The organism is Anoxynatronum sibiricum, assembly GCF_039414295.1.
In the GTDB taxonomy this organism is placed as follows: domain Bacteria; phylum Bacillota; class Clostridia; order Peptostreptococcales; family Tindalliaceae; genus Anoxynatronum; species Anoxynatronum sibiricum.
Window position 1 is genome coordinate 66,778 of the sequence record NZ_JBCITM010000010.1, and the last position, 26,282, is coordinate 93,059.

The window sequence follows — 26,282 nt, forward strand, 5'->3', positions numbered from 1 at the left end:
ATTATATAATGAATTCAAGGAATATTGTGCTTATTTTACTATTTTGTTTTACTTTTTGTTTGTTCTTTTTTCTGCACGTAAAAAGACCCCACAGAATCTGTGGAGTCTCGGGTTGCTGACAACATCTGCGAAGCCAAGGGATCTGGTCAGAGCTGCCTTGAAAATTTGGCAAACCAAACGCGTCCTCCTATGCCTGCAGTGCCTTTTCCAGCATCTCTTTGGCTAGTTTGGGGTTGGCCTGGCCGCCGGTGGCTTTCATCACCTGACCCATGAGGAAGCCCAGTGCCTGTTTCTTGCCGCTGTGGTAGTCTTCCACTGAGGCGGGATTGGCTGCCAATACCTGGCTGATGATGGCCGACAATTCGTCGGTGCCGCTGATTTGCTTCAGGCCTTTCTCTTCCACAATGGCTTCTGGATCTTTGCCAGTGTCATACATTTCCTGAAAAACTTCTTTTCCCACGGTGCCGCTGATGGTGCCTGCCTCTACCAACTCGATGAGTTTTGCCAGATGATCTGCCTGCAGGGGCTGATCTTCGGCTTCGGTGTCGGTTTCTTTCAGGCAACGGAGGAGATCCCCCAGAATCCAGTTGGCGGCCGCCTTGGCACTGGCACCGGCTGCCACAGTTTCTTCAAAGAAGCGGCTGAGGGCTTTTTCGCCGGTGAGAATGGCGATTTCCTTTGGCGTGAGTCCGTAGGCCTCACTGAAGCGAAGGGCTTTGGCCGCCGGAAGCTCCGGCAGGGTGCTTCTGGCCGCTTCAATGGCGGCTTCTGCAATCAGAATGGGCTTCAGATCCGGCTCGGGAAAATACCGGTAGTCGTGGGCATCTTCTTTCGTGCGCATGGAGATGGTGCGGCCTTTGGCGGCATCCCAGCGGCGGGTTTCCTGCACCACTTTATGGCCTTCGCCAAAGCTGTACAGCTCCATTTGCCGTTTTTCTTCCTTTTCCAGGGCTTTTTGCAGTTCTTTGAAGGAGTTGATGTTTTTCAGCTCCACTTTTTCATTGAGGGCTTCCTGGCCATAGGGCCGCAGGGAGATGTTTCCGTCGCAGCGCAGAGATCCCTGCTCCATGCGGCAGTCGGAGACGCCGGCGTACTGGAGCACTGCCCGCACTGCCCGAAGATATGCCACAGCTTCTTCAGGCGACCGCATATCTGCCTCTGAGACAATTTCGATAAGAGGCACGCCCACCCGGTTGTAATCGATATAGGAAAGTGGCTCGTATTCGTCATGCAGCAGTTTGCCTGCATCTTCTTCAATGTGAATGCGGTGGATGCGGATGGTTTTCTTCTCCCCGTTCACTTCAATATCCACAGTCCCGCCGGTGCAGATGGGCAGGTCGTACTGGGAGATTTGGTAGGCTTTGGGCAAATCAGGATAGAAATAATTTTTTCGGTCCATTTTACTGACGGTTTGCACTTCGCAGCCCAGGGCCAGCCCAGCTTTAATGGCCATGTCCACTACCGCCTGATTCAGCACCGGCAGGGTGCCGGGAAGTCCCATGCACACCGGGCAGGTGTGCTGGTTGGGAGCGGCTCCAAAGGTGGTGGGGCAGTCGCAGAAAATCTTGGTTTTGGTATCAAGCTCTGCATGAATTTCCAGTCCGATGACGGTTTCCCACTTCATTTCAGCACCTCCTTGGCTACCGGGCTTGTAAGATCAAGGCCCAGGGTTTGTTCCAGCTGGTAGGCCACATGCAGCAGCTTGGATTCCTGTAGATGGCCGCCGATGAACTGAACGCCCACCGGCAACCCGGATTTGGAAAATCCACCAGGAAGGGAGAGTGCCGGCAGGCCCGCCAGGTTCACATCGACGGTGAAAATGTCACCCAGGTACATTTCCAGGGGATTGTCGGTTTTTTCTCCCTGCACATAGGGCAGGGCGGGCGTCACTGGCCCCAGCACCAGGTCGTAGGTGCTGAAAATAGTGGTGAACTGTTCCCGAATCTGATTGCGCAGCAGCTGTGCCCGGTGGTAGTAGGCGTCGTAGTAGCCGGAGCTGAGAGCATAAGTGCCCAGCATGATGCGCCGCTTGACTTCGCTGCCGAAGGCTTCTGAACGGGTTTTCAGCATCAGTTCTTCCAGATTTTCAAAGCTTTCAGGCCGGTAACCGTACCGAATACCGTCGAAACGGGCCAGATTGGAACTGGCTTCGGCGGAAGAAATCAGGTAATAGGCGGAAAGCCCGGCATCGGAGTAGGGCAGTGACACTTCTTCAATGACCACTCCCAGGGATTCAAGGGTGGCTGCCGTTTCTTCCATCACCCGGCGGATTTCCGGATCAATGCCTTCCTGACGGTATTCTTTGGGAAAGGCGGCTTTCATGCCTGTGAGAGGGGCTTCAAGGCCGGCAGTGTATGAAGCCGTTGGCGCATATTGGAGGCTGGAGGCATCCCGACGGTCGTGGCCCGCCAACACGTCCAGTGCCAGGGCGCAGTCTTTTACGTTTTTTGTCATGGGGCCAATCTGATCAAGGGAAGAGGCAAAGGCAATCAGGCCGTAGCGGGAAACCAACCCGTAGGTGGGCTTCAGCCCCACCACGCCACAAAAAGCTGCCGGCTGGCGAATGGAACCGCCGGTGTCTGAACCCAATGCCAGGGAAACGGTGCCGGCGGCCACGGCGGCGGCTGAGCCGCCGGAGGAGCCACCAGGTACCCGGGCGAGGTCCCAGGGGTTGGATGTCACCTGAAAGGCTGAGTTTTCGGTGGTGGAACCCATGGCAAATTCGTCAAGGTTGGTTTTTCCCACGATCACCGCACCAGCGGCTTGCAGCTGGCTGGTAACGGTGGCATCGTAAGGAGGCACAAAATCTGCCAGCATTTTGGAGGCACAGGTGGTAAGAATGCCATCGGTGCACATATTGTCTTTCAGTGCCACGGGCACGCCGGCCAGCGGCCCCAAAGGCTCTCCGGCGGCAAGCTGTCTGTCCAGCCGGTCTGCCTGTTCCAGGGCAGCGGCGTCACACACTGTCAGATAGGCTTTCACTTTCGGCTCTGTTGCTGCAATGCGCTCAAGGGCAGCTGCCGTCAGTTCCCGGGCAGATACCTGCCGGGTGATGAACTGGTGATGCTGTTCCTGCATGGTGCTTGTGGTGGTGTTCATGCTGCCGCCTCCTAATCCAGTATTTTGGGAACGACGATGAGGCCGTCTTTCCGCTGTTTCACGTTTTGATGGAGCTTCTCCTGGTCTTCAAAAAGCCGGGACTGGTCTTCCCGCAGGGGCACCGGGGCCGCCTGGCTGGGGTCGAAAGCGGTGGCCTTTGAAAGGTCGTAGCCATCGATGACGGCAAAATGGGCCAGTATATCGTCAAATTCCCGGGTCATTTGCAGGGTTTCTGCTTCTGTGAGAGACAGGCGGGCCAACTGGGCCACCTTGGTCACTTCTTCAGGCTTAATACGCATGGTCACATCCTCCTTTATGGGAGTGTTCAGTTTGTCAGTGTCAGGTTTGTACACATCCGGTTATCACGCATCAACGCTTTAAGGTGTCAGACGTTTCATATCCCGGGGCAGCAGGGTGGCTTCCCGGATGTTGGTCAGGCCGCACAACTTCATGGTGAGCCGTTCAAGACCGATGGCCAGGCCGCCGTGGGGAGGCATGCCGTACCGAAAGGATTCGGTGTAGAAGGCAAAATCATCCGGGTTCAGGTCAAAGGCTTTCATGTTGCTGACCAGGTGCTGGTAGTCGTGAATCCGCTGACCGCCGGTGGTGATCTCCAGTCCATTCAGCAGCAGATCGAAGCTGCGGGTGACCGTGGGATCATCTTCAAAGGGCATGGTGTACACAGGCCGCTTGGCAGTGGGGTACCGGGTGATGAAGACAAAGTCGGTGTCATAGGTTTCCCGAATATAGGCTGACAGCAGCTTTTCACCCTCTGCATCCAGGTTTCCCGGCGGGGAAGCCTTGCCGTATTTTGCCTGGAGAATTTCCTGGGCTTCCGCCAGGGGCAGCCGGGGGATGGTTTTTACAGCAGGCAGGGTGACACCCAGCAGTTCCAGCTCTGCCTGACAGTGTTCCTGGAGGTAGGGCATGAGGAACCGCATGAAGCCTTCTTCCATGGCCATGATATCTTCTTCGCTTTCGATAAAACCCATTTCCAAATCAAGGCTCACATATTCGTTCAGGTGCCGCCAGGTGTTATGCAGCTCGGCCCTGTAGGCGTGGCCAATTTCAAAGACCCGTTCGAAACCGGCACCCACCATCATCTGCTTGTAAAACTGGGGGCTTTGGGCCAGAAAGGCCCGGGTATCAAAGTACTTGACAGTGAACATTTCTGAACCGCCCTCGGTGCCGGCAGAAAGGATTTTAGGCGTATGAATCTCTGAAAAATGGTTGGCGGTAAGGTACTGACGGAAGGCTTCCACAATGGCCTGCTGCACCACGAAGGGAGCCCGGGTTTTGGGCTGGCGCAGGCTGATGGTGCGATGGTCCAGTTTGGTTTCCAGGTGAACCGCCTCTTCCCGGTTCACGGCAATGGGCAGCACCTCATAGTCGGGTTTCCCCACAATGGTGATGGACGCCACGGCCACTTCCAGCCCCCGGGGGGCTTTTTCATTGGCCTGGCAGATACCTTTCACTTCCACTGCTGCTTCCAGGCGCAGCCCTTCCTTCTGGCTTTCCTCCAGCACCAGTTGTACCAGGCCGGTTTTATCCCGCAGCATCACGAAGGTGATGCGCCCCAGATCGTGAATGCGATGAACCCATCCCTTTAACAAGACTTCCTGATTCAATTCTCCCTGCAGTGTTTTCACATAGGTTCTTTCCATGATCAAAACTCCTTCCATTATCAACATCATTACCCCTGTTAAGCAGCGGTACCCATACAAAAAACCCGTCCATTGCACAGTCTGAGACTGTTGCAAGGGACGGGTTATCTTTTCCGCGGTGCCACCCTGATTAATTTGGCTTTCACAACCAAATTCACTTTTCGGTACGGAAAAGCGGCGCTTTTCGATACCTGTTCCCTGTAACGGGGGACGGCCGTCCGAGTCTACTGGGCGTAGGTGTGTCACCATTGCCGGTTCGGTCGGATGCTCCTGGGTGTTCTTCAATCCGTTCCGCCTGCCGGGCTCACACCTTCCCCGGCTCGCTGAGAGTTGGATACTGGATTTACTCTCCCGTTCAACGCATGTTGCTGTTGGATTGTGAATTATTATAACGAAATGAAAAAGATTATGCAAGCTTTTTTTGAAATATTGATCGCCGGCATTCCAAGATAACTCAAATGCAGGTGTGGTGAAGATTTATGGGTTCACCCAATGAGGGTTGGCATCAATGAGCGCTTTCACTTCATCGGCAGAAATGGCAAAATTCAGGTTTTCTGATTCTGTCACTTTGAAAGTGGTGAGACCCAGCAGTTCTCCCTTCATGTTCAGCAGGGCTCCCCCGGAGTTTCCCGGTGAGATGGGGGCCGAAATCTGAAGGTAGCTGGTGTTATCAAACTGTCTGATCCCAGAAACAATACCGTCTGAAACGGTATTCATGAGACCCCGGGGGCTGCCGATGGTGACAATGCGCTGGCCCGCCGACACTGTGTCAATGCTTCCCAGGGGGATGGGCTGTAAACTGATGTCCCGTGTTCTTTTAAACTGAAGAAGCGCCAGGTCTTTGCTCCTGTCGTATCCCAGCAGCATAAGTTCCCACTGACCAGCCACTCCCGTATCGGCATCAAGCGTTGCCTTGACCAGGTAGGGAGAGTCTTCGATCACGTGAAAGTTGGTGATCACATGCCCCTGGCCACTGATGACCACACCCGATCCCTGGCTTTCCCCCGCTTCCAGCAGTACCACACTTTTTTTCAGTGAGGCGATCTGTTCCATGGATTTTTCAAGGGGTTCTTCCAATCGAAGATATGCAGCAGTCATTTGCATGGGAGGTTGCGCCAGCAGCGGTACCTCTTCTGATTCCGCCGGCGGCACATCCCCACTTTCATTTTCATCCAAAGAAATCATGCTGTCAAAGGAGCTTTCAGTACCCTGGCTGGGGCTTTCGGCAACAGCTGGTGCTGATCCAGGATTCTCTCGAAAGTATTGAAAAAGCAAAAATCCGGCTGTTCCGTAGACAAAAAGTAGCATGAAAGTAAACCCGGCAATCATGGTGATGGCCAGGGATTTGGAGACGGTTTTTGTTTTTGTTGCCGGGGCTTCTTTTGCCTGCCCGGTTTTTTTCGCTGGCATTTTGATCACCACTGATTTTCATTCTTGTAGCTGCTGCATTGCCCGAACACTCATGAAAAAACCGCTGCAAGCTCTTTTTGGCAAAGATGCCATCATCATTCGGCTTTCATTTTAACACGGCCTGTCTGAAATGTACAGACAGGCCACAGAAAAAGCGTTCATCTTTCATTCTGACTTGCAGCAGGAACTCATCTTAATTCGATCTTTGTGCGCTGTTGCAGGTATTATAATGCATGGCTGATGACACTGTGATTGCTGTCGCGAATCGATTGATGGGGAAGCTACTCATGAGACTCCCAGCCTGAAAGATACGCTTGCTGCTCACTGGTGAGGCTGTCGATGGAAAGCCCCATGGCAGCCAGTTTCATATGTGCCACCCGGTCGTCAATTTCACGGGGAATAGCATGGACGCCTGGCTTCAGAGTATCTCTGTTCTGCAGCATATGCAGCACTGCCAGCACCTGAATGGCAAAACTCATATCCATGATTTCTGCGGGATGACCGTCACCGGCACCCAAGTTCACCAGGCGTCCCTCTGCCAGCAGGTTAATCCAGCGTCCGTCAGAGAGTCGGTAGCCTCTGATGTTGGCCCGCACCTCTTTTTCTTCCACTGCCAGTGCCTGAAGTTCAGGAATATCAATCTCCACATCAAAGTGACCGGCGTTGGCCAGCAGCGCACCGTCTTTCATGCTGGCATAGTGGCAGCCACGAATCACCTGGCGGCAGCCTGTTACTGTAATGAACACATCACCCAATGGTGCCGCTTCATCCATGGTCATCACCTGGTAGCCATCCATGGCGGCTTCCAGTGCTTTCACCGGATCCACCTCACACACCACCACATGGGCTCCCAATCCCTGAGACCGCAGGGCAACCCCTCGGCCACACCAGCCATAACCGGCCACCACAACGGTTTTTCCTGCAACAATCAGATTGGTGGTACGGTTGATGGCATCCCAGACAGACTGGCCGGTACCATACCGATTATCGAACAAATGCTTGCAGAAAGCATCATTCACTGCCATCATGGGGAATTCCAGCTTGTTTTGAGCAGCACGGGCCCGCAGCCGCAACACGCCTGTGGTGGTTTCTTCTGCCCCGCCATAGAGGTTTTTCAGAAGTTCCCGTCGCTCCTGATGCAACAGGTGCACCAGGTCACCGCCATCATCGATGATGAGTTGTGGTCCAATATCAAGGGCTGCCAGGAGGTGCTCGGTGTATTCTTCCGGCGTGGCCTGATGCCAGGCATAGACAGCAAGGCCGTCTTCTGCCAGTGCCGCTGCAATGGCATCCTGAGTGGAAAGAGGGTTGCTGCCGGTCACTGCCACCTGGGCTCCCGCAGACGCCAGCACCTTGGCCAGGTAAGCGGTTTTTGCTTCCAAATGAATTGACATGGTCAGACGAATACCCTCCAATGGGCGGGATTTCAGAAAATCAGCCTCCAACTGTCTCAACAGGGGCATGTGACGAATGACCCATTCGATCTTTTGATGGCCTTCCGCTGCCAGGGCAGCGTTGCGAATCATACTTGGTTTTGTCAATGTGGTCACCTCTTTTAGTTTTTAATTGATCTTCTCCAGTGAAAAATATAGGGAAACAGGGAAACTAAGAAGATCCACGGGGATTCGAGACACTGCGCAAGATCACCAGATTTCTCTGCTTCAAGAGATCCACCTCGCGACCCTTCATCGGTCCTTTCACCATTTTTACCACGGGCCGCGTGTGAAAAGGACTATTGGTTTTTTCCACGACCCCCAGACTGCCGTCGTTCATTTCCACGAGTGAGTTCAAGGGATAGGGATTGATGTTTTTAATGAACTCTTTCACCAGTCGGGGATTAAACTGCAACCCGCCGTCGCCCATGATATATTCAAACACCTCTGACACCGGGTGGGCTTTTCGGTAAACACGATCGCTAATCATGGAATCAAACACATCTGCCAGTCCGATAATCTGCCCGAAAAGGGAGATGGCTTCACCGGAAAGACCCTCCGGATAGCCGGTTCCATCCCAACGCTCCTGATGCTGCAGCACCGGCAGTAAAATCGTTTCTTCCAGCTGGGTGTTTTCCTTTAGAAAACGGTAACCCAGGCGGCAATGGCTCTGAATCATCTCATACTCCTTTGGGCTCAACTTCTCCTTTGCCAGTATGTGGGCGGGGACAAACAGCATGCCCACATCATGGAGCATCGCTGCCAGTCCCAGTTTTCGCAGCTCTTCCCGATCCAGGCCAAGACTCGTGCCCAGCAGCAGGGAAACAATCATGGTGCCCACCGAGTGCTGGTAAAGGTACTCCTGAGCATTTCTCATGTCCAGTACTTTTTTCATGATGGCTTTTTCACTAAAAAAATCTTCCACCACTGATCCCATCATGGCACGAATGATGTTCAGCCCAATTTCTTCCGGACCGGCATCCTCCATTTCAGAGATGCTGGATAAATGCCGAAGTTGGAGTATCGTTTTCTGCTGAAAGTCAGGTCGAATCACTGCATCTATCTGGTATTCAATGTCGTCTTCATACACATCAACCGTTTCGTGGCCTTCCATCATTAATCGTGCGCGCACAAAAACCGTCATGAAGGTACCTTTATCATACATCAACTGTCCCGTGGCATCGTACACAGGCTGAGCCAACCGGTCTTTTTCAGCTGCAAAACTGGTTTTTACGCGTTTCATCCCTTACTCTCCTGTTCTATTCCTTTAGCTGCGTCTCTCATTTTGCGGCGCTTCAATACCTTTTATGCCTTTTCATACGCCGAGTCTGGTCACTTTTTCTTTTACTGACCACAATCTTATTATATCCCATTATTCAACCATCCACAATGCCGGTGGCAGAATGACCACTCACCCAGCCGGGTTACTTTCCATTCAGTTAGCAGAGTCTGTCTGCCTATTCTCATCGCAAAAATATTTTGTCAAACATATCTGAATGGGGTATAATGAAGGGGCAACTGATGGGAGACATTTGTGCATACCACGAAAACAAAGGAGGAAGAGGTGTGAAAAAAAGTTTATTGCTGATCATGATGCTGCTACTGAGTTTATCACTGGTGTTGAGTGGCTGTGGCGGTTCCCAGCCTGCTGCTCCCGCACCCGCAGAGCCCGCAGAAACAGAAAGTGGCGAGACCCCTGCAGCAGACGGTGATGTCATCCGAATTGGTGTTTTTGAACCCATGACGGGAGCCAACGCTGCCGGTGGAGCCCTGGAAGTTGAAGGGGTGGAACTGGCAAACGAGCTGTATCCCACAGTTTTGGGAAGACCCGTTGAGTTTGTGGTTGTGGACAATCGCTCTGATGTGGTTGAAGCTGCCAACGCTGCTTCCCGCCTCATCGAACGGGAGAATGTGGTTGCCGTCATCGGCAGCTGGGGCAGCGGTTATTCCATGGCTGCAGGTCCCATCTTTGAAGGCGCTCAGGTGCCTGCTGTGGCCGCATCTGCCACCAATCCGCTGGTGACACAGGGCAATGACTATTATTTCCGCGTCTGCTTTATCGACCCATTCCAGGGTACGGTTATGGCCAACTATGCCTACAACAACCTGGGTGCCCGTAAAGCAGCCATCATCCGCGAAGTCTCCAACGACTATGCCGTTGGTCTTGCCAGCTTCTTTGAAGCAGCCTTCAAGGAACTCACAGGCGACGCTGATGCCATTGTTGAAATTTCTGATTACCAAACCGGTGACCAGGATTTCTCCTCTCAATTACTGAATGTCAGCTCCAAGAATCCTGATGTCATCTTTGCACCGGGCAACTTCACCGAGTCTGCGCTGGTCATCAGCCAGGCAAAAACCCTGGGTATAGAAATCCCCTTTATTGGCGGAGACACCTGGGAAACACCTGAGTTCATTGATATCGGCCAGGACGCCGTTGAGGGTGTCGTGTTCTCCACCTTCTTTGATGCAGATGCGCCGCTCACAGAAGAAACCGATGTCTTCCTGCAGGCTTATCGTGCCAAGTATAACCGGGAACCTGCAGCTGTTACTGCATTGGGATACGATGCCTACATTCTGATTCTCGATGCCATTGAACGTGCTGGCACCACCGACGGCCCTGCATTGCGGGATGCCATCGCTGCCACTTCCGGATTCCCGGGAGCTGCCGGCATCATTACCCTGAATGCCGATGGTGATGCAGAGAAAAACGCTGTTATCAAAACTGTACAGGATGGTTCCTTCACTTACCTCGACACTGTTGAACCTCAATAACCACATCCGGTGATTCTTTCACCTGATCAAGACCGATCCCATCAACTGAACAGTATGCTTCCCTTCCTGTCAGGAGGGGAAGCATCTGTTTGAACAATCCTTTTCTTATATGATTTCTGACAGGAAAGCTACTCCAATCCATTACGGGTGGTGACAAGATGTCTTTTGACTTATTCATGCAGTACCTGACCAACGGGATCTCTCTGGGCAGTCTTTACGCTCTGATTGCCATTGGTTACACCATGGTGTACGGGATTCTTCGACTCATCAACTTTGCCCACGGAGAAATTTTTATGATGTCTTTATACTTTGCTTTTTATGGGGTGGCCCTCTTTGCCCTGCCCTGGTACATTACCTTTGTGGTGGCAATCCTGATGACCGCCCTGCTGGGAATGACGGTGGAACGAGCCGCCTATAAGCCCCTGCGCCATTCTCCCCGAATTACCATCATGGTTTCCGCCATTGGGGCTTCCTTCTTTCTTCAAAACCTGGCGGTGGTTATTTTTGGCGGACGTCCCAAGGCATTCCCAACAGTACCGCTTTTCACACAGGTGATCCGCATCGGCAATATTTCCATGCAGGCCCTCACTCTTTATATTCCCGTGGCCACAGTGGGTTTACTGGTTGGCCTTCATTTTCTCATTCATAAAACCAAAACCGGACTGGGGATGCGGGCCGTCTCCAAAGACCATGACACCGCCCGTCTCATGGGTGTCAACGTGGACCGCACCATCACCATCACCTTTGCCATCGGTTCTATTCTGGCTGCCTTCGGCGGCATCATGTGGGGCATGAAATTTCCCCAAATCGTTCCCACCATGGGGCTGATTCCCGGCCTCAAGTGCTTTATTGCGGCTGTGGTGGGCGGCATTGGCAATATTTCAGGGGCTGTACTGGGAGGCTTTATTCTGGGTATTGGCGAGATCATGCTCATTGCCTTTCTTCCCGGACTCACAGGCTATCGGGATGCCTTTGCCTTTATTTTACTAATTGTCATCTTACTGGTGAAACCCACTGGTTTGATGGGCGAAAAAACAGCAGAGAAGGTGTAACCATGAAGATGAACCAGAAAAAACGGAATCTGATCCTGAATCTGGCGGCCATTCTGGTGCTTTTCCTTTTCCTGATGTACGCCAACTCAAATTTCAGTTCCTATAACATTCGTATTCTCAATTTGTGTGCCATCTATGCCATTCTGGGCATGAGCATGAACCTGATCAACGGTTTCACCGGACTGTTTTCTCTGGGCCACGCCGGCTTTATGGCTGTCGGTGCCTATACCACCGCTCTTCTGACCATGTCTCCGGCAGTTAAGGAACAGAATTATTTCCTGGAGCCCATTGCAGCACCGCTTGCCAACCTCAATGCTCCTTTTCTGGTGGCCATTCTGGTGGGCGGTTTTCTCTCGGCGGTGGTGGCTTTTTTCATTGGAGCACCAGCCCTGCGTCTCCGGGGCGATTACCTGGCCATTGCCACTCTGGGATTCTCTGAAATCATCCGCATTGTCATCACCAATACCCAAAGCATCACCAACGGTGCTCTGGGCCTGAAATCCATTCCCACCACCACAAATCTCTGGTGGAGCTTTGGGGCTGCCCTGGTAACGCTTTATATGATGTTCGCCATTGTGAACAGCAGTTACGGAAAAGCCTTCAAAGCCATTCGGGAAGATGAAATTGCAGCTGAAAGCATGGGCATCGATCTGTTTAAGCACAAGGTACTGGCTTTTGTCATCGGTGCCTTCTTTGCCGGTGTTGGCGGCGGCCTGCTGGCCAGTCTCCAGGGGGCTGTCAACCCGCTGATGTTCCGCTTTGTTCTCACCTTTAACGTGGTGCTTATCGTGGTGCTGGGCGGCATGGGCAGCATGAGCGGTTCTGTCATTTCTGCCTTTGTGGTGACTTCCGGTCTTGAAACGCTCCGGGTGCTGGATGAAGCCATTCGCATCGGCCCCATTAACCTGCCCGGCGTATCAGGCTTGCGAATGGTGGTCTTCTCCACCATGTTGATGATTGTGGTCATCTTTTTCCAAAATGGCTTAATGGGTACCACCGAGTTATCCTGGCAACGCCTCATCGACTTTTTCAGGAAGCACTTCCTCAAAAAGGAGGTGCCGTCTGAATGAGCCTGCTAAAGACCAATGCCATTACCATGCAGTTTGGCGGCCTCACCGCCGTCAACGAATTGAGCCTTGCCATTGACAAGGGTGAAATCGTCGCTGTCATCGGTCCCAACGGTGCCGGCAAAACAACGGCCTTCAACATGATCACCGGGGTGTATAAACCCACCAAAGGAAGCATTCAGTTCAATGATCATGATATCACTGGCCTGAAACCTCATCTCATCACCAAACAGGGCATGGCCCGCACCTTCCAGAATATCCGTCTTTTTAAAGACCTTTCGGTGGAAGATAACATCTTCATTGCCCAGCACCTTCATCTGAAGGCCAACCTGTATCAGGCCATGTTCCGGCTTCCCGGATACCAGAAGGAGGAAAGGCTCATTTTGGAAAAGGTGACTTTTCTGCTGGAAAAAGTGGGTCTGGCAGACCTGGCCCGTGAAAAGGCTTCCAGCCTGCCATACGGGTTGCAGCGAAAGCTTGAAATCGCACGGGCCTTGGCCACTGATCCCCAGTTATTGTTGCTGGACGAGCCGGCGGCAGGCATGAACCCTAAGGAAACCGAAGATCTCACCCTTTTCATTCGCCAGATTCGGGATGAGTTTGATCTCACCATTCTGCTCATTGAGCACCATATGCAGGTGGTCATGGATATTTCCAACCGGATTTATGTGCTGGATTACGGCGTCACCATCGCCGAAGGAACACCTGTGGAAATTCAAAATAACGAACGGGTCATACAGGCCTACCTGGGGGTGGATGAAGATGCTTGAGATTAACAACCTGGTGGTGGCCTATGGCGGCATTCAGGCACTGAAGGGCATCAACCTCAGTGTGGAGCAGGGGAAAATTGTGGCCCTGATTGGTGCCAATGGTGCCGGCAAAAGCACCACCCTGAAGTCTATTGTGGGGCTGGTGAAGCCAGTGAGCGGGAGTATTGTGTACGAGGGAAAAGACCTGCTGAAAGTAAGTACCAAAGACATGGTGCGCCACGGCCTGACACTGGTGCCGGAGGGCCGGAAGATTTTCCCGGATCTGACGGTGTTGGAAAACCTGAACATCGGTGCTTTCTGCCGTAGCGATACCAAAGACATTAACCGGGACCGGGACTGGGTCTATGAGCTGTTTCCCATTCTTAAAGAGCGAAACTGGCAGTTGGCCGGTACCCTTTCAGGAGGCGAACAGCAAATGCTGGCCGTTGGCCGGGCCTTAATGTCCCGCCCCCGGCTGCTGATGATGGACGAACCTTCTCTGGGGCTGGCTCCTCTGATTGTCAAAAACATCTTCAGCATTATTCGGGAAATTCATGAACAGCAGGGTGTCACCATTCTCCTTATTGAACAGAATGCCAACGTCTCTCTAAAAATTGCCGACAAGGGTTATGTCATTGAGACAGGCATGATCAAGCTGGAAGGTACCGGTCAAGAGCTTCTGGTGAACGAAGAAGTGAAAAAAGCCTATCTGGGTGAAGCCCATTAAAGTCTAAATTGAATCAAAGCCCGCTGGTCTCTAATGACCCGCGGGCTTTGTGATTATGATGGTGCTTGATCTTTCAGGGGACAGGTAAAATAAAAAGAACTACCTGCTCCTTCGGTGCTTTCAACCCACATGCGGCCACCCATTTGTTCCACGATTCCCTTCGAAATGGCCAGTCCCAGTCCGGTGCCGCCATATTTTCGGGTGGTGGAACCGTCCACCTGTTGAAAGCTGTCAAAAATTTCCGGTTGCTTATGGTGAGGGATTCCAATGCCGGTATCCCTCACCTGAAAAACCAGTTCTGCTTCACTGATTCCGCTATTGCTATGATCCTGATGTCTGACTTGAATCAGGATTTCCCCTCTTTCAGTGAACTTAATGGCGTTGCCCACCAAGTTTGTCAGCACCTGCCGCAATCGAAAAGGATCTCCTGAAATTTTTACCGGAACTTTTTCTGAAACATCGCAGCCAAGGTGCAGCTTTTTTTCCCGGGCCGACACCTGAAAAAGACTCACCAGATCCTTCAGCAGTATGTGAATGTCAAACACCGTTTCTTCCAGCTGAATTTTTCCGGCTTCTATACGGGTATAGTCAAGTATGTCCTGAATCACCACCAGTAATGAATCAGAAGCCGTTTTTGCCAATTGCAGGTATTCCTGCTGCTCCTGATCCAATGCTGTCATTTTCAAAAGCTGCATCATGCCCATCAATCCGTTGAGAGGGGTGCGTATTTCATGGGACATATTGGCCAGAAACTGGCTTTTTGCCAGATTGGCTGCTTCTGCCTGCTCTTTGGCAAGGCGTAATTTTTCCTGAGACATCATTCGTTCCGTTTCGTCATGAATGTAGCCCTGAATACGTATGATATCACTATCCTGCTGGTATTCCGGCACATTATAATCGTAGATCCAGCGGTAGAAGCCATCTTTATGGCGCACCCGATAGGTCTGAGTATAATGGGGCGCCCGATTCCTTCGAAATTCAACAGCTTCTTTTACCACCTGGTGGTAATCATCGGGATGCATGAGCATTCCATATTCAAAATCTGGCGCCATAATGGTTTCAGGGGTATATCCCAGCAGTTTTTCCACATTGGCAGAGACTCTTTCCACCTGCCACGAACCCGGCGAACCCCGCCAGGTGAAAAACACCACCGGCCCGGAGGCGAAAAGATCCCGTTCTTTTCGAATTTCAAGCTCAACTTCTTTTTTGGCGGTAATATCCAAGTGGGTGCCTGACATAAGCAGCGGCTGGCCATCGGCTGACCATCGTACCACCTTCCCCTGATCCATGATCCAGATCCAGTGGCCATTTTTATGCCTCAGACGGCATTCCACCTGATAAAAGGGTTGTTCACCGGCAATCACTGTCTCCAGTTCCCGGTTGCTAATGATCTTGTCTTCCGGATGAATCAATCGATACCATGTGCCAAGATCAATGGGTTCCATCTCTTCACGGGTGTACCCAACCATTTCCAGATAGCGGTCATTGACTGCCATGGCATTTGTTTGAACATTCCATTCCCAGGTGCCCACCCGTGTTGCTTCAATAATATCCGCCAGTCGCTTTCTTTCTGCCCCCAGCTGTGCTTCAGCCTGATTCCGGTGAAGGGAGACAGACGAAAGCGAAGCATAAAACTCCAGTATTTGCCTGGGAGGGTCTGGCTGATCTGCTGACAGGCCAATGGTGGATGTACCATAGAGTTGACCATCCAGCAAGTGAATGATGGAAATGAAACGATCCAGCCCAGTGAGGTGTTTAATCACCGCCGAAACTTCCAATGACACTTTTCCCTCGGTGGCTTCAGTGAGATTTGCCCAATACAGTACCTGCCCTTCTGATTTGGAATCCATCAACCTGAAATCCACCGGTATTTCCACACTTAGCAAATCCCGTCCTGTCAGACGTATGACACTTTGAAGCATACGATTGGCTGCATCCACTTTTCTGACCTTCAGCACATTTTTTTCTTTCGTGTACTCTGACCAGATGGCGACACTGGTTCCCGATATTTCTTTTAACTGCTGCAACATTAACAACACCAGCGTGTTGGTGTCGCTAACCATTGCCTGTTCCGTTACCATTCGCTGAAGCCTTTCCATACTGTCCAGCACCGGTATCGAAGTAGTTTCTGTTTGTCGCTCCATCATGTGAAAACGGCCTCCTGCTCACCGGTCACTGGCTGCTGCCTGATTTTCCCTCAGCGTCCCGGGAGATGCATTCGTTTCATGTCATAGATGATGTACTCAGTGGTGAACAATGCCTGATGATCCGGATCAAAAACATAGGTATATTTCAGGTCATCGACTTTTGGGAAGGCGGTCATATCAAGATAATAAAGCTGTCTGTCCGGATTCATACGGTTTTCGCTGAAAAATGCCGCCAGATCTTTTTCCTCATCAAGATTCATCTTCTCTGTCAGAGGATAAGTGCCGTGATCCTGTCCATAGGCCACCACCCACTGCTTCACTTCATGATACTCAGCTGCGTAGGTGTCATGCACCCATGTTTCATAACGAAAATACATGGGCAGACTGAAGGCTGCCAGCACTATCAATAAAAAAGTCAGGGCAATCCGCTTGCCGGTATACTTGGTTTGCTTTACTTCAAAAAGAGATTCCAGCTTATCCCGCAGGGTTTCCATCATTTTATCACCTCATGTCTGCTTTCCTTTGTTGTTTTATCATATCGTCTGTTCTCCGAACTATTTTCCCTCCAACCGGTTGATCAAGGCCTTCACATCTGCCACCACCTCAGTGGCGCCGGCGTCGGTCAACTCCTTTTCTGAGCCGTACCCGTAAAGAACACCAATGACAGCCAGTTCATGGGCTTTCGCCCCGATCACATCATGTTCCCGATCACCCACCATGACAGTATCTCCCTTATCCAACCCCTGTTCTGTCAGAACCGCTTCAATCACTGCCGCCTTGGCAGTTCGTCGTCCATCCAGAAAACAGCCGTAAATACCTGAAAAAAAGCTGTCCAGCTCATCTTTTTCCAACATCTGCCGGGCAAATGGTGTTGGTTTTGAGGTGGCCACATACAGTATTTTCCCTGCTTCTTTCAGCCGCCGCAGCATTTCGGGAACACCTGGATACACGCTGTGTTCAAAAATGCCCCTGGTGGTGTAATAGGACCTGTAGTGGGTGAGTGCTTGCTGGGCCTGAACTTCACTCAGTCCATGAAAGTTCATAAAAGAATCGAGGAGCGGCGGCCCTATGTACACCTCCAAATCGTCCAGATTGTCCACCTTGATGTCAAACTGATCCAGCGCATACTGCACTCCCCGGGTGATTCCGGGTTTGGAGTCTGTCAGGGTGCCATCAAGGTCAAACAGAACTGTCTGCCATGTTTTCATTGATGTCTTCATTCCTTTCAGTAAGTCGCGATGAGCATCTTCTGTATGAACTCAGTCTCCTATATGGATGAGATCTTACACATGAGAGATGCCACCTATGAATGATATTCCACTGGCAAAGAAAATATCAGACTTCTATAACACACTCACATGAGAAACTGCGTTGCCGCCTTTGCTCTTTGATTTATAAAGCCCTCTGTCTGCCTGTTCAATCAGAGACACCACCGTGGTACCATCCTGCGGATACACGGCGATCCCCATGGATATGGTGAACGGAGGTTTGGAATTTTCTTTGACACGCTCCCGCATGCGTTCTGCCACCATCGTGGCTTCCGGCAGATTCAGAGACGGAAGCAGAATGATAAACTCATCGCCACCATAACGGCCCAGCCGGTCTTCTCCCCGAATCACATTGCCTGCGGTGTCTGCCAGATGCCTCAGTGCATTGTCACCTGTGACATGACCATAGTTGTCGTTGATGGCTTTGAACTTGTCAATATCAAACATAAGAATCGCAAAGGGCTTCTGTTTATTGCTTCGTATACATTCATCAATGAAATCCATAATGCTGATGCGATTAAAAGCTCCCGTTAATCCGTCTTTTTTGGCATTTTCCATAAGTGTCTGGTGCGTGCGATTCAGTTCATTCTCGCGTTTTTTCGCTGCGTAAAAAGCTGTTTTTTCCGAATGGCGTTTCAGCTGATCCAGTTCCTGGCGGCTAGAAAGCACTTCTTCCCGTGCCGTCAGGTAGAATGAGAGGGTCCACAAACCGTAGGCAAACACTTTCAAACTCAGGGAGACTTCAGGCATGTACAGTGATCTGCCAAACAGCTGCACCCCATAGGCCGCAGTCAATAGGCAGCTCCCTGTGAAAAACAGCCTGATCCTTCTTCCTTCGGCGCGCCCCTGTCTGTAAAGAATGGCCAGCAGCAGTAACAGCGGCCACACCATGTGGTGATCAGGGATGTTCTCCAGCAAATGAGCTGCTCTTTCATACAGCATTCGAGTCAGTAATACCATGGCAATGGGCATCCACACAAAGGGCACCCAGATGCCTTCCATCACCTTTCCCCGCTCTTTTAGGGGGATGATCAGCACCACCAGTGTTAGAACCAACACATCTCCCAGCCAAAGCACCTGCTCAATGCGCAGACCAGGTGTAAAGTGAAGGGCATTCATTACAAACAACGTCAACGGTACCACAAAGACCCGGCTGCGACGTTGTATCACCTCATCGTTGAAAGGGTGAAAGGCAGCCAGAAGAACAATGCTGCTGCTGGTAACCAGAGAAAGCAGCCATGTTAATCGATTAAGAAGATAAATGGTATCCAGCGACAGCACCCCTTTCTTTGCTTTGATCCATAGTACAATCATACCATTCTTTTGCCGGCTTATTCGTCAGAATGTGATTTTTTTCTCCAAGTCTTCTCAAAATACCATTGGATTCATGCCAAAAAACCCCCGGCGCTGTTCATGATCCAGTCAGGGGGTGTTTTGAAAGCATTGTCATCCGGTATTGATTTTTACGATTACATGTTTTTCTCTGCCAACTGAGCCAGCGGGCTCCGCTCTACCTGTCGCAGGGTGATGTGGCCGGTAATATCAAAGGCTTTCATGCGGTCAACGGTGTACACCAGTCCGTTGGACTTGGAATCCACCAGCACATTGTCAATCTGGTTGTCTGAAGGGTCTCCCAGAAAAAGGAATTTCGCCCCTTCTCCTGCCCGGGTAAGCATCAATTTTGCCAGGTGAGGTGTGGTTTCCTGGGCTTCATCAACAATGACCAGTGCATTGGCCAAAGTGCGTCCACGCATATAATTGAAAGTTTTCATCTCCAGAACGCCTGCATCCATATAGGTGCTGATGAAATGTTCCACTGAGAAATCCGGCTTTTCACCTTTTCGATAGATCTGGCCGCCACTTTCCGGTTTCGCTTTCTGCTTCAAGTCAAAAAGGTTATCCACTGCGTCATAGAACGCCTGCATCCAGGGCTTGAGCTTCTCACGTTCTTCTCCGGGCAAAAACCCAATGTCATTGCCGGCAGGTACCACCGGGCGCACAAAAATAATTTTTCTGAAAAGACCTTTTTCCAGTACTGCCTGCAGCGCATAGGCAATGCTGAGAATACTCTTGCCGCTGCCGGCCCCGCCCATGATGCTGGCAAAGTGAATGTGCGGGTCGTGGAGGAGTTCCATGGCCATTTTTTGCTCCCGGTTAATGGGTTTAATTCCCCAGGTGTATTCGTTGGTGTACTCCAGGGGCACTATCTTACCATTACGCAGCTTGGCCAGGATTTCATGCCCCGCCTGGTCCTGACTTTTCACATGAAAGAAATGGTTGGGATACACCGGTTCTTCAAATGCTGTAGGCACCAGAAGTCCGCCGGCATAAACCTGATTGATATCAGAAGAAGACATCATGACTTCGCTGAATCCCTGATACAGATCTTCTGTGCGCACCTTGTCGGTCTCATAGTCTTCCACCTTGAGTCCCAAGGCATCAGCTTTCACGGTCATGCACATGTCTTTGGTGACCAAAATGGTGGGGCGTTCCTGATCTTTATCTGCCAGATTTTTGGCGATGGCCAGAATTCGGTTGTCATTCTTCTTGGTATCAATACCTTCGGGTAAATTCAACACGTCAGTATGATTCATTTCAATGCGAATTTTTCCCCCTCCCGGCAAGGGAATGCCATCCACAAAATTACCCCATTCCCTGGCACGGTTCAGTTCTTTCAGCACCTGCCGGGCATGATAACCCACCATGCCATTGGCTTTTTTAAGGCCGTCCAGTTCTTCCACCGTCACCAGGGGAAGAATCAGGTGGTTATCCTGAAAATTATAGAGAAACAGTGGATCATGGATCATCACATTGGTATCAATGACATAGTTTTTGATCATCGGTTCAGCTCCTTTATCCTGAAAGACTCTTTCCCGGCATGTCATCTGCCGATTCATTCGGTACCCGCTTACTCTCATCATACCCCATTGACGTGTCGCCGAATGAAAAGATATGGTAAATTTTATGGATTTTCCGGCATGTCAAACCAGAAAGTGGTTCCCTCTCCCAGGCGGCTGGTGACGCCAAAACGGGCCTGGTGACCTTCCAGAATGTGCTTCACAATGGCCAGCCCCAGTCCTGAACCTGTATGAAAGCTTTGAGACATGTGATGTCGCGACCGGTGATAGCGTTCCCAGATGGCCTCCAGCTCTTCCTCCGGAATGCCGCTCCCAGTATCAGTAATGCTGATGCGCACCTGATCCTGTATAATTTTCCCCTCCATACGAACACTGCCGCCTTTCGGTGTGTGTTGAAAGGCATTGCTTAACAGGTTCACCAGCACCTGTTCCAGCCGCCGGGGGTCCCCCATCACCTGACAGGCATTTTCACAGACTGCTTCCAGTTGTATGTGGTGCTGATCAGCCAGCAGCTGGAAGGCTTCTGCCGTATGCATGATTGCCTGACACAGGCTCACAGGCTGTTTTTCAAGCTTCAGTTCACCCGCCTGCAGCTGTGACAGGTGGAGAATGTCATCCACAATGCGACTGAGGCGCTGACTTTCGTCAATGATAATCCCGGCGTGTCGATTCCTCTTTTCTGGTTGTTCACCACTGAGGTCCCGAATGGTCTCCGCATATCCCTGAATCAAACTCAACGGCGTTCTCAACTCATGGGAAACGTTGGCGATGAGCTCCTGGCGCAAGGATTCCACCTGGTTGAGCTGCGCTGCCATTTCATTGAAGTTTTCTGTTAACCGGCCTATTTCATCTTGACTCTGGATGGGCACCCTTATATCAAGCTTACCGGCAGTAATTTGCTGAGCGGCTTCCGTTAACTGGTGAATGGGGTTCACCACCATGCGGGCCAGCAGCCAACCGATGATGATGGTGAAAACTGTCAGCAGCAGACTTACCTGCACCAACTGTGTTTTCAGTACGTCCACTGTTTCTGACACCGATTCCATGGGAATGATCACCTGCAGGGTTTCCACCAGTTGATCGTTTTGCAGCTGGGGCAGGCTTACCAGCAGCAATTCTGTCTGAAAGCGGGTGCTCCCCATACCCATGGAAACCGTCCGCCGCTGAACACCGGATTCTGATCCATGGACACTGGAAGTCATGCGCCCCATGGATCGCATCATTCCAGGCCCCATTGATGTGTAACTGCTGGCGATCAACTCTCCTGAAGGACTGATCCTTTCAAGGCTTAGTCGATGGCGATATGCAAAGGCTTCCAGGGCTTCTTCCAGCTCATTCTCATCTGTTGGCCCGGTCACTTCATAGATCTGGGCTGCTTCCCGTTGAATGCCGCTGATTTTGCGATTAATGTACTGCTCCTCCAAAAACACCACCTGATAGAACCAAAGAATACCAATGGTAGTGGCTGTGAGCAGGAAAAGAATGGCAATGATCCTGGTTGAAAGATGTTTCATGGCCCTTCCTCCGGTTCAAATTTGTAGCCGTGCCCCCATACGGTGACAATAAAGTGTTTATAGGGTCTCAGGTTTTCACGGAGCATTTTGATGTGGGTATCCACCGTTCGGTCCTCCCCTTCAAAATCATAGCCCCAGACCTGATTCAGCAACTGTTCCCTGCTGAACGCCTGCCCTGGATGCTGTGCCAGGAATACCAGCAGTTCATATTCCCGGGGGGTCATTTTCAACGGGGCGTCATTAACCGTCACCCGCCTGGCTGCCAAATCAATTGCCAATCTCTGAAACTCCAGGAGATCTTTCGTGGTTCCGGGCGTGGCTCCGGCGGCTTCACTTCGCCGCAGCACCGCCTTCAGACGCGCCATCAGCTCTTTGGGACTAAATGGCTTCACAAGATAGTCATCCACTCCCAGCTCAAACCCGAATAGCTTGTCATACTCTTCTCCCCTGGCTGTGAGCATAATCACCGGCACTTCTGAATGCCGTCTTATTTCACGGCACAGCGACCACCCATCCAGCTCAGGCATCATCACATCCAGAATCATGGCCTCATATTCTTTGGGTTTTTCCCGAAACAACGCCAGGGCTGCCATGCCGTCAGCTGCTTCTGTCACCTGGTATCCATGGGCTTCCAAATGCTCTCTTATCAGTTCGCGCATACGGCTTTCATCATCAACAATCAAAACATGCTTCATGCCTCATCTCCTCTCCCCCAAAGGCATTGGTATTCCCGAAAGTACTGTCAATTCTTTGAGAATGCTGCCTCCCAAAACAGCTTGCCGCCCTGCACACGATGACACAATTTCCCCATTTCTGTCAATCCACTGGCATGAGCTGCAAAAGCAGTGCGGTACAAATGGTACTGAGAGATGGTTTCCATCCCCACTCCATGATGACTGCAAAAATGACAGAGCAGTTCATCCAGCGTTGCCTGTGTCTGTGTGTTCGTCAGGATCCAGTCATCAATGAGATCAAGAGCAGCCAGATTGCGTTCAACAGCGGGGCGATGATCCTCCATGGGGATTCCATGGCCTGGCACACACCAATCCACCACCAGATCTCTTAAACGTAAAAGCGACTCCCTATGGCGTACCACGTCAGAGTTGAAGGGGATCAGGTGCTTATCCAGGTATTCGGCCCCCAGCAGCACATCGGCGGCAAACAGAACACCCTCACAGAGAATTCCCGTTTGCTGGGGCGAATGGCCTGGCAACGGGACCAATGTAATCTGAAAGTCCTGCCAATGCCAGATGCTGTCATCGGGCTCAAAGACACCGGTAACCCGGGAAGGTGTTGCCTTGAGAAATTTATTTTGCAGGGCTGCCGGCGGGTGGGCTGCGCCAAAAAGTCCAAAAGCCTCCAGATAAGGATCTTCAATAAAGGGTTTTTCCAGCCGTGGAGCAAATACCGGCAAATCCCGCTTTTGCTGCAGTTGAGCATTCCCGCCACAGTGATCGGCATGGGAATGGGTGTTGATAATGGCAACGGGTGTAATGTTTTCAGCTTCCAGTGCTCTGATCATTTTGTTGGCATGATCTTTGTCAAGACCCGTATCCACCAAAATCCCCTTTGCTTCATGAACCAACACCCCTGTATTCACCGGCGCCGGTATATAGGCCACTGATTCTGTCAGCCATTTGAGTCTGGGTTGCATTGATGTTTCGCCTCCTGTTTCACTTTGATCCAAGTGTTTTATTTCAGCTTCTACGGGTATTGTATCAGTAAAATCGTCATCGGCAAAGCCGCCTGAAGGAGGGGACACCATGAACTTTATTCATACCATTGAAACCATTAAAACCGTTCGTGATTTCAAAAGCAAACCAGTGCCGACAGATATGCTTCGGGAACTTATTGCCAGAACGCAGGCAACAACTGGACTGCTCTCTGACAAAACATTTTCCATCAGGGTGATTGAGGATGGCCCTGGTTTTTTTGAGATGATGAACGGAAAAGCCGGCTATTTTGGCAAAATGATTGAAGCACCTCAGTATGTGGCACTTTTTGACAATATTCGTGGCGGCGTTTATGAAAACAGCGGCTATTTAATGGAGTTTCTCCGGCTAAACGCCTGGCATCTGGAGTTGGGAACCTGCTGGCTGAGCATGGAAACCCCTCTAGACCTGACTCCCTGGGTGAGTGAACCGGTGACAGGAACAGCCGTGGCATTGGTGGCCATCGGTTATACCGACAGCGGCCTGTTTCGTCAGGATATCCTGAAAACCAGCAGCCGCATGTCCTTAAGTGATCTGGTCTATCTGGAAAAATGGAACCATCGATGTCCACTGGAAGAGCTGGAAACCAGGGGTCTTTCAGAAGTTCTCTTTTATGGTAAACTGGCGCCATCCTGGGGTAATCGGCAGCCGTGGCGCTTCATTCTCCACCACGAAAAAGTGTATCTCACCATTCAACTGGATCCCCATGAAAAACGGGCGCGTACCGACGCCGGCATCGTGATGCTTTATGTGCAGCAGGCCGCTCATGACAGGGGCATGCCCATGAACTGGGCGCTCCTTGAACCGGATGAATCAATGCGACAGGCGCTTTCCCTGCCAGATTCCGAGTCTGTAATTGCCTGCCTGTCCTGACAAAAGGCTGTTCATGACGCATGACAACCGCTGCCGACAAAGGAGGACGTACCATGGATGAAGACTTGATTATCCTCATTGCAGAGGACGATGAGGGACACGCCCGGCTGATTCAAAAAAACCTGAAACGCGCAGGTATCATCAACCGCATCATCCGTTTCAGGGATGGGGAAGAAACCTTGGATTTTTTATTGCAGCAACCCAAACCCAAAGAACTGGAAAAAGGTCACTACCTGCTGTTGCTGGATATCAGAATGCCAAAAGTAAGCGGTGTGGAAGTGTTGGAGCAGGTGAAAGCACATCCCTGCCTGCGGAAAATTCCCGTCATTATGCTGACCACCACTGATGATCCCCGGGAAATTGAAAAATGCCATCTCCTCGGTTGCAATAATTATATTGTAAAGCCTGTAGAGTATGAAAAATTTGTGGCTACCATTCAACAACTGGGAATTTTCATGCGTATGGTACGCATTCCTGAAACCACTTTCAACAAAGATTTCCATTCCCCAGAATGACCGAAGCCTTCCGGCATATGATCGCCGGAAGGCTTTATTTTTGATCATTCAGTTCTTCTCCGGTTCCCCGTCTGATAATACGGGCCACTGGTCGGTAATAGTCGTTGGAAATCAGTTCTTCCCGAAAATCACTTTCGTTCCGGCCGATTAATCGAAAAACCGACAATCTATACCCATTTTTACCTGTCTGTTGAACCACTTCTACTCCTTTTGCCAGTACAGGATCTTCAATCACTCTCACTGGCGGCGATATGGCCTGCCGATTCCTCACTTCAATCTCAATCTCAGGGAGCCGGGCGCTTTCAGGCCCGAGAATCACCGTGTGATAATGCTGTTCATCCAGCCATGTACCAATCATCACGGGAAACTCATAGGGATTGGCAAAACGGAAGTCAATGGAGCCATAAGCAATGGTGGCATCCAACCCCAGTGGCAGGTAGCCAACAGGCAGACTGTGATTGGATCTTTCAACAATCTGAAGCCCACTGCGCAGTGCCGCCTGATAGAGGGTACTGCTGGTCTGGCAGATACCACCGCCAATTCCCTGCACCAAGCGCCCCCCTTGAATCACAGGGGCACGCTGATACCCGTCTTCTGCCGTCACTCTGCCCACAGTTTCATTAAAGGAAAAAACAGCTCCCGGCAACAGTCGCACACTATTCATGCGTTCTCCCGCCAACCGAATGTTCTCCCGACGATTCGCATTTTCTCCCAGTACCGTGCTGTATTCAACCAGTCTCTGGTTGAAGTCACCCAGATCCGCCAGGGTAACCGCCGGTGCTGTTACCGCCACCGCAATATCAATCGGTTCAAATTCAAGGGAGTCCAATGCCGCTCTCACCGGTTCCGTCACATCAGCAGGCTTCAGTAACCGCCCATACTGCTCCGATGTTTCATGCAACTCACCCCGTTCCACCCAAACCTTGGCATCACGAGGCTGCAACGTAATTGCAGACGCCAGTTCATCCGCCCATTGATTCAAGGAAGATTCATCGTAGTGAAGGGATGTCTCAAAATAATACCCCGGAGATGTTATGCGGATCTGACTGATCCACAGCTCCTGCCACTCGGGCTCCATCACCGGGTCCAACCAGTTTCGAATTTGTTGTTCATCAAAACGGGCCTTCACCAGTGACAATGGCAATGCCATTTCATCCAATATATTGTTTGATTCATCCATCAGCCTGATTTCCAGCACCTCCGGCAGTGTCTCCTGAAGCGCATTCAGGGCTTCTTCAGATGTCAGGCCCGCCACCGACATGCCATTGATCCATGTGTCGACGGGCAGCCGTTCACTGGTTCCCGGGAATGTCAGGAGGGCCGCGATGCCCACGTGGGTTGTCATGAGAAGTGCCATCAGAATGGCTGATTTGATGCGGAAGGCTGTCGATATATGTGTCATCCGTCAGACCGGCCTCCTTC

23 protein-coding genes and 1 other annotated feature are annotated in these 26,282 nt (G+C 51.2%); of the genes, 7 read left to right on the forward strand and 16 right to left on the reverse strand.

Annotation, left to right across the window (positions count from 1 at the left end):
• Positions 1-187 precede the first annotated feature (187 nt).
• From gatB to AAIG11_RS10820, 7 genes are all read right to left on the reverse strand, one after another.
• On the reverse strand, positions 188-1,624 hold the full coding sequence (gatB, locus tag AAIG11_RS10790; RefSeq protein WP_343186260.1) for an Asp-tRNA(Asn)/Glu-tRNA(Gln) amidotransferase subunit GatB: 1,437 nt from the start codon (positions 1,622-1,624) through the stop codon (positions 188-190).
• Entirely contained in the window at positions 1,621-3,099 is a 1,479-nt protein-coding gene (gatA, locus tag AAIG11_RS10795) for an Asp-tRNA(Asn)/Glu-tRNA(Gln) amidotransferase subunit GatA (protein WP_343186261.1), read from the reverse strand. Before gatA ends, gatB begins: the two co-directional genes overlap by 4 nt.
• 11 nt (positions 3,100-3,110) lie before the next feature.
• Positions 3,111-3,398: an Asp-tRNA(Asn)/Glu-tRNA(Gln) amidotransferase subunit GatC gene (gatC, locus tag AAIG11_RS10800; protein ID WP_343186262.1), complete on the reverse strand. Its 288-nt coding sequence runs from the start codon at positions 3,396-3,398 to the stop codon at positions 3,111-3,113.
• A gap of 78 nt (positions 3,399-3,476) precedes the next feature.
• Positions 3,477-4,763, reverse strand: coding sequence for an aspartate--tRNA(Asn) ligase (aspS, locus tag AAIG11_RS10805; protein ID WP_343186263.1), 1,287 nt, complete (start codon positions 4,761-4,763; stop codon positions 3,477-3,479).
• A 92-nt stretch (positions 4,764-4,855) separates the two neighbouring features.
• Positions 4,856-5,131: a binding site (T-box leader), on the reverse strand.
• Positions 5,132-5,240: 109 nt separating this feature from the next.
• On the reverse strand, positions 5,241-6,173 hold the full coding sequence (locus AAIG11_RS10810; RefSeq protein ID WP_343186264.1) for a S1C family serine protease: 933 nt from the start codon (positions 6,171-6,173) through the stop codon (positions 5,241-5,243).
• A gap of 281 nt (positions 6,174-6,454) precedes the next feature.
• Positions 6,455-7,699, reverse strand: a complete 1,245-nt coding sequence (locus AAIG11_RS10815; protein ID WP_343186318.1) for an adenosylhomocysteinase — start codon at positions 7,697-7,699, stop codon at positions 6,455-6,457.
• 79 nt (positions 7,700-7,778) lie between these two features.
• The gene (locus AAIG11_RS10820; protein ID WP_343186265.1) at positions 7,779-8,849 is read right to left on the reverse strand and encodes an HD-GYP domain-containing protein; all 1,071 of its coding nucleotides are present in this window, start codon (positions 8,847-8,849) and stop codon (positions 7,779-7,781) included.
• Between the two features lie 323 nt (positions 8,850-9,172).
• Between AAIG11_RS10820 and AAIG11_RS10825 the strand changes: the two genes are divergently transcribed.
• From AAIG11_RS10825 to AAIG11_RS10845, 5 genes are all read left to right on the forward strand, one after another.
• On the forward strand, positions 9,173-10,378 hold the full coding sequence (locus tag AAIG11_RS10825) for an ABC transporter substrate-binding protein (protein ID WP_343186266.1): 1,206 nt from the start codon (positions 9,173-9,175) through the stop codon (positions 10,376-10,378).
• Positions 10,379-10,536: 158 nt separating this feature from the next.
• Positions 10,537-11,430, forward strand: a complete 894-nt coding sequence (locus AAIG11_RS10830; RefSeq protein WP_343186267.1) for a branched-chain amino acid ABC transporter permease — start codon at positions 10,537-10,539, stop codon at positions 11,428-11,430.
• A gap of 8 nt (positions 11,431-11,438) precedes the next feature.
• Positions 11,439-12,500, forward strand: coding sequence for a branched-chain amino acid ABC transporter permease (locus AAIG11_RS10835; protein WP_343186319.1), 1,062 nt, complete (start codon positions 11,439-11,441; stop codon positions 12,498-12,500).
• Positions 12,497-13,267 carry an ABC transporter ATP-binding protein gene (locus AAIG11_RS10840; RefSeq protein ID WP_343186268.1) on the forward strand — a complete coding sequence of 257 codons (771 nt, stop codon included), beginning with the start codon at positions 12,497-12,499 and terminating at the stop codon, positions 13,265-13,267. Before AAIG11_RS10835 ends, AAIG11_RS10840 begins: the two co-directional genes overlap by 4 nt.
• A complete protein-coding gene (locus tag AAIG11_RS10845) occupies positions 13,260-13,973 on the forward strand; it encodes an ABC transporter ATP-binding protein (protein WP_283410071.1) in 714 nt (237 codons plus the stop codon). Before AAIG11_RS10840 ends, AAIG11_RS10845 begins: the two co-directional genes overlap by 8 nt.
• A 53-nt stretch (positions 13,974-14,026) precedes the next feature.
• Here AAIG11_RS10845 and AAIG11_RS10850 read toward each other — a convergent pair whose 3' ends face one another.
• The 8 genes from AAIG11_RS10850 to AAIG11_RS10885 all read right to left on the reverse strand — a co-directional run bounded on the left by AAIG11_RS10850 (position 14,027) and on the right by AAIG11_RS10885 (position 23,414).
• Positions 14,027-16,120, reverse strand: coding sequence for a PAS domain-containing protein (locus tag AAIG11_RS10850; RefSeq protein WP_343186269.1), 2,094 nt, complete (start codon positions 16,118-16,120; stop codon positions 14,027-14,029).
• 50 nt (positions 16,121-16,170) lie between these two features.
• A complete protein-coding gene (locus AAIG11_RS10855; RefSeq protein ID WP_343186270.1) occupies positions 16,171-16,617 on the reverse strand; it encodes a hypothetical protein in 447 nt (148 codons plus the stop codon).
• Positions 16,618-16,674: 57 nt separating this feature from the next.
• Entirely contained in the window at positions 16,675-17,340 is a 666-nt protein-coding gene (locus tag AAIG11_RS10860) for an HAD family hydrolase (protein WP_343186271.1), read from the reverse strand.
• 123 nt (positions 17,341-17,463) lie between these two features.
• Positions 17,464-18,702: a GGDEF domain-containing protein gene (locus tag AAIG11_RS10865; protein WP_343186272.1), complete on the reverse strand. Its 1,239-nt coding sequence runs from the start codon at positions 18,700-18,702 to the stop codon at positions 17,464-17,466.
• 155 nt (positions 18,703-18,857) lie between these two features.
• Positions 18,858-20,228 (reverse strand): PhoH family protein, encoded by a 1,371-nt coding sequence (locus AAIG11_RS10870; RefSeq protein ID WP_343186273.1) that lies wholly within the window; start codon positions 20,226-20,228, stop codon positions 18,858-18,860.
• A 122-nt stretch (positions 20,229-20,350) separates the two neighbouring features.
• Positions 20,351-21,760: a sensor histidine kinase gene (locus tag AAIG11_RS10875; protein WP_343186274.1), complete on the reverse strand. Its 1,410-nt coding sequence runs from the start codon at positions 21,758-21,760 to the stop codon at positions 20,351-20,353.
• Positions 21,757-22,455 carry a response regulator transcription factor gene (locus tag AAIG11_RS10880; protein WP_343186275.1) on the reverse strand — a complete coding sequence of 233 codons (699 nt, stop codon included), beginning with the start codon at positions 22,453-22,455 and terminating at the stop codon, positions 21,757-21,759. Before AAIG11_RS10880 ends, AAIG11_RS10875 begins: the two co-directional genes overlap by 4 nt.
• Before the next feature lie 47 nt (positions 22,456-22,502).
• Entirely contained in the window at positions 22,503-23,414 is a 912-nt protein-coding gene (locus AAIG11_RS10885; protein WP_343186276.1) for an MBL fold metallo-hydrolase, read from the reverse strand.
• A 109-nt stretch (positions 23,415-23,523) separates the two neighbouring features.
• On the opposite strand from AAIG11_RS10885, the gene AAIG11_RS10890 reads away from it, so the two are divergent.
• Positions 23,524-24,345 carry a nitroreductase family protein gene (locus tag AAIG11_RS10890; protein WP_343186277.1) on the forward strand — a complete coding sequence of 274 codons (822 nt, stop codon included), beginning with the start codon at positions 23,524-23,526 and terminating at the stop codon, positions 24,343-24,345.
• Positions 24,346-24,398: 53 nt separating this feature from the next.
• Entirely contained in the window at positions 24,399-24,860 is a 462-nt protein-coding gene (locus AAIG11_RS10895) for a response regulator (RefSeq protein ID WP_343186278.1), read from the forward strand.
• 34 nt (positions 24,861-24,894) lie between these two features.
• Here the strand turns inward: AAIG11_RS10895 and AAIG11_RS10900 are convergent, their stop codons facing one another.
• On the reverse strand, positions 24,895-26,262 hold the full coding sequence (locus tag AAIG11_RS10900) for a VanW family protein (protein WP_343186279.1): 1,368 nt from the start codon (positions 26,260-26,262) through the stop codon (positions 24,895-24,897).
• Between the last annotated feature and the right edge of the window lie 20 nt (positions 26,263-26,282).

What these genes read in the sequence shown, in the direction of transcription:
- gatB (WP_343186260.1), bottom strand. Translation starts at nt 1,624, where the DNA reads ATGAAGTGGGAAACCGTCATCGGACTGGAAATTCATGCAGAGCTTGAT.
- gatA (WP_343186261.1), bottom strand. Translation starts at nt 3,099, where the DNA reads ATGAACACCACCACAAGCACCATGCAGGAACAGCATCACCAGTTCATC.
- gatC (WP_343186262.1), bottom strand. Translation starts at nt 3,398, where the DNA reads ATGCGTATTAAGCCTGAAGAAGTGACCAAGGTGGCCCAGTTGGCCCGC.
- aspS (WP_343186263.1), bottom strand. Translation starts at nt 4,763, where the DNA reads ATGGAAAGAACCTATGTGAAAACACTGCAGGGAGAATTGAATCAGGAA.
- AAIG11_RS10810 (WP_343186264.1), bottom strand. Translation starts at nt 6,173, where the DNA reads ATGCCAGCGAAAAAAACCGGGCAGGCAAAAGAAGCCCCGGCAACAAAA.
- AAIG11_RS10815 (WP_343186318.1), bottom strand. Translation starts at nt 7,699, where the DNA reads ATGATTCGCAACGCTGCCCTGGCAGCGGAAGGCCATCAAAAGATCGAA.
- AAIG11_RS10820 (WP_343186265.1), bottom strand. Translation starts at nt 8,849, where the DNA reads ATGAAACGCGTAAAAACCAGTTTTGCAGCTGAAAAAGACCGGTTGGCT.
- AAIG11_RS10830 (WP_343186267.1), top strand. Translation starts at nt 10,537, where the DNA reads ATGTCTTTTGACTTATTCATGCAGTACCTGACCAACGGGATCTCTCTG.
- AAIG11_RS10835 (WP_343186319.1), top strand. Translation starts at nt 11,439, where the DNA reads ATGAACCAGAAAAAACGGAATCTGATCCTGAATCTGGCGGCCATTCTG.
- AAIG11_RS10840 (WP_343186268.1), top strand. Translation starts at nt 12,497, where the DNA reads ATGAGCCTGCTAAAGACCAATGCCATTACCATGCAGTTTGGCGGCCTC.
- AAIG11_RS10845 (WP_283410071.1), top strand. Translation starts at nt 13,260, where the DNA reads ATGCTTGAGATTAACAACCTGGTGGTGGCCTATGGCGGCATTCAGGCA.
- AAIG11_RS10850 (WP_343186269.1), bottom strand. Translation starts at nt 16,120, where the DNA reads ATGATGGAGCGACAAACAGAAACTACTTCGATACCGGTGCTGGACAGT.
- AAIG11_RS10855 (WP_343186270.1), bottom strand. Translation starts at nt 16,617, where the DNA reads ATGATGGAAACCCTGCGGGATAAGCTGGAATCTCTTTTTGAAGTAAAG.
- AAIG11_RS10860 (WP_343186271.1), bottom strand. Translation starts at nt 17,340, where the DNA reads ATGAAGACATCAATGAAAACATGGCAGACAGTTCTGTTTGACCTTGAT.
- AAIG11_RS10865 (WP_343186272.1), bottom strand. Translation starts at nt 18,702, where the DNA reads ATGATTGTACTATGGATCAAAGCAAAGAAAGGGGTGCTGTCGCTGGAT.
- AAIG11_RS10870 (WP_343186273.1), bottom strand. Translation starts at nt 20,228, where the DNA reads ATGATCAAAAACTATGTCATTGATACCAATGTGATGATCCATGATCCA.
- AAIG11_RS10875 (WP_343186274.1), bottom strand. Translation starts at nt 21,760, where the DNA reads ATGAAACATCTTTCAACCAGGATCATTGCCATTCTTTTCCTGCTCACA.
- AAIG11_RS10880 (WP_343186275.1), bottom strand. Translation starts at nt 22,455, where the DNA reads ATGAAGCATGTTTTGATTGTTGATGATGAAAGCCGTATGCGCGAACTG.
- AAIG11_RS10885 (WP_343186276.1), bottom strand. Translation starts at nt 23,414, where the DNA reads ATGCAACCCAGACTCAAATGGCTGACAGAATCAGTGGCCTATATACCG.
- AAIG11_RS10890 (WP_343186277.1), top strand. Translation starts at nt 23,524, where the DNA reads ATGAACTTTATTCATACCATTGAAACCATTAAAACCGTTCGTGATTTC.
- AAIG11_RS10895 (WP_343186278.1), top strand. Translation starts at nt 24,399, where the DNA reads ATGGATGAAGACTTGATTATCCTCATTGCAGAGGACGATGAGGGACAC.
- AAIG11_RS10900 (WP_343186279.1), bottom strand. Translation starts at nt 26,262, where the DNA reads ATGACACATATATCGACAGCCTTCCGCATCAAATCAGCCATTCTGATG.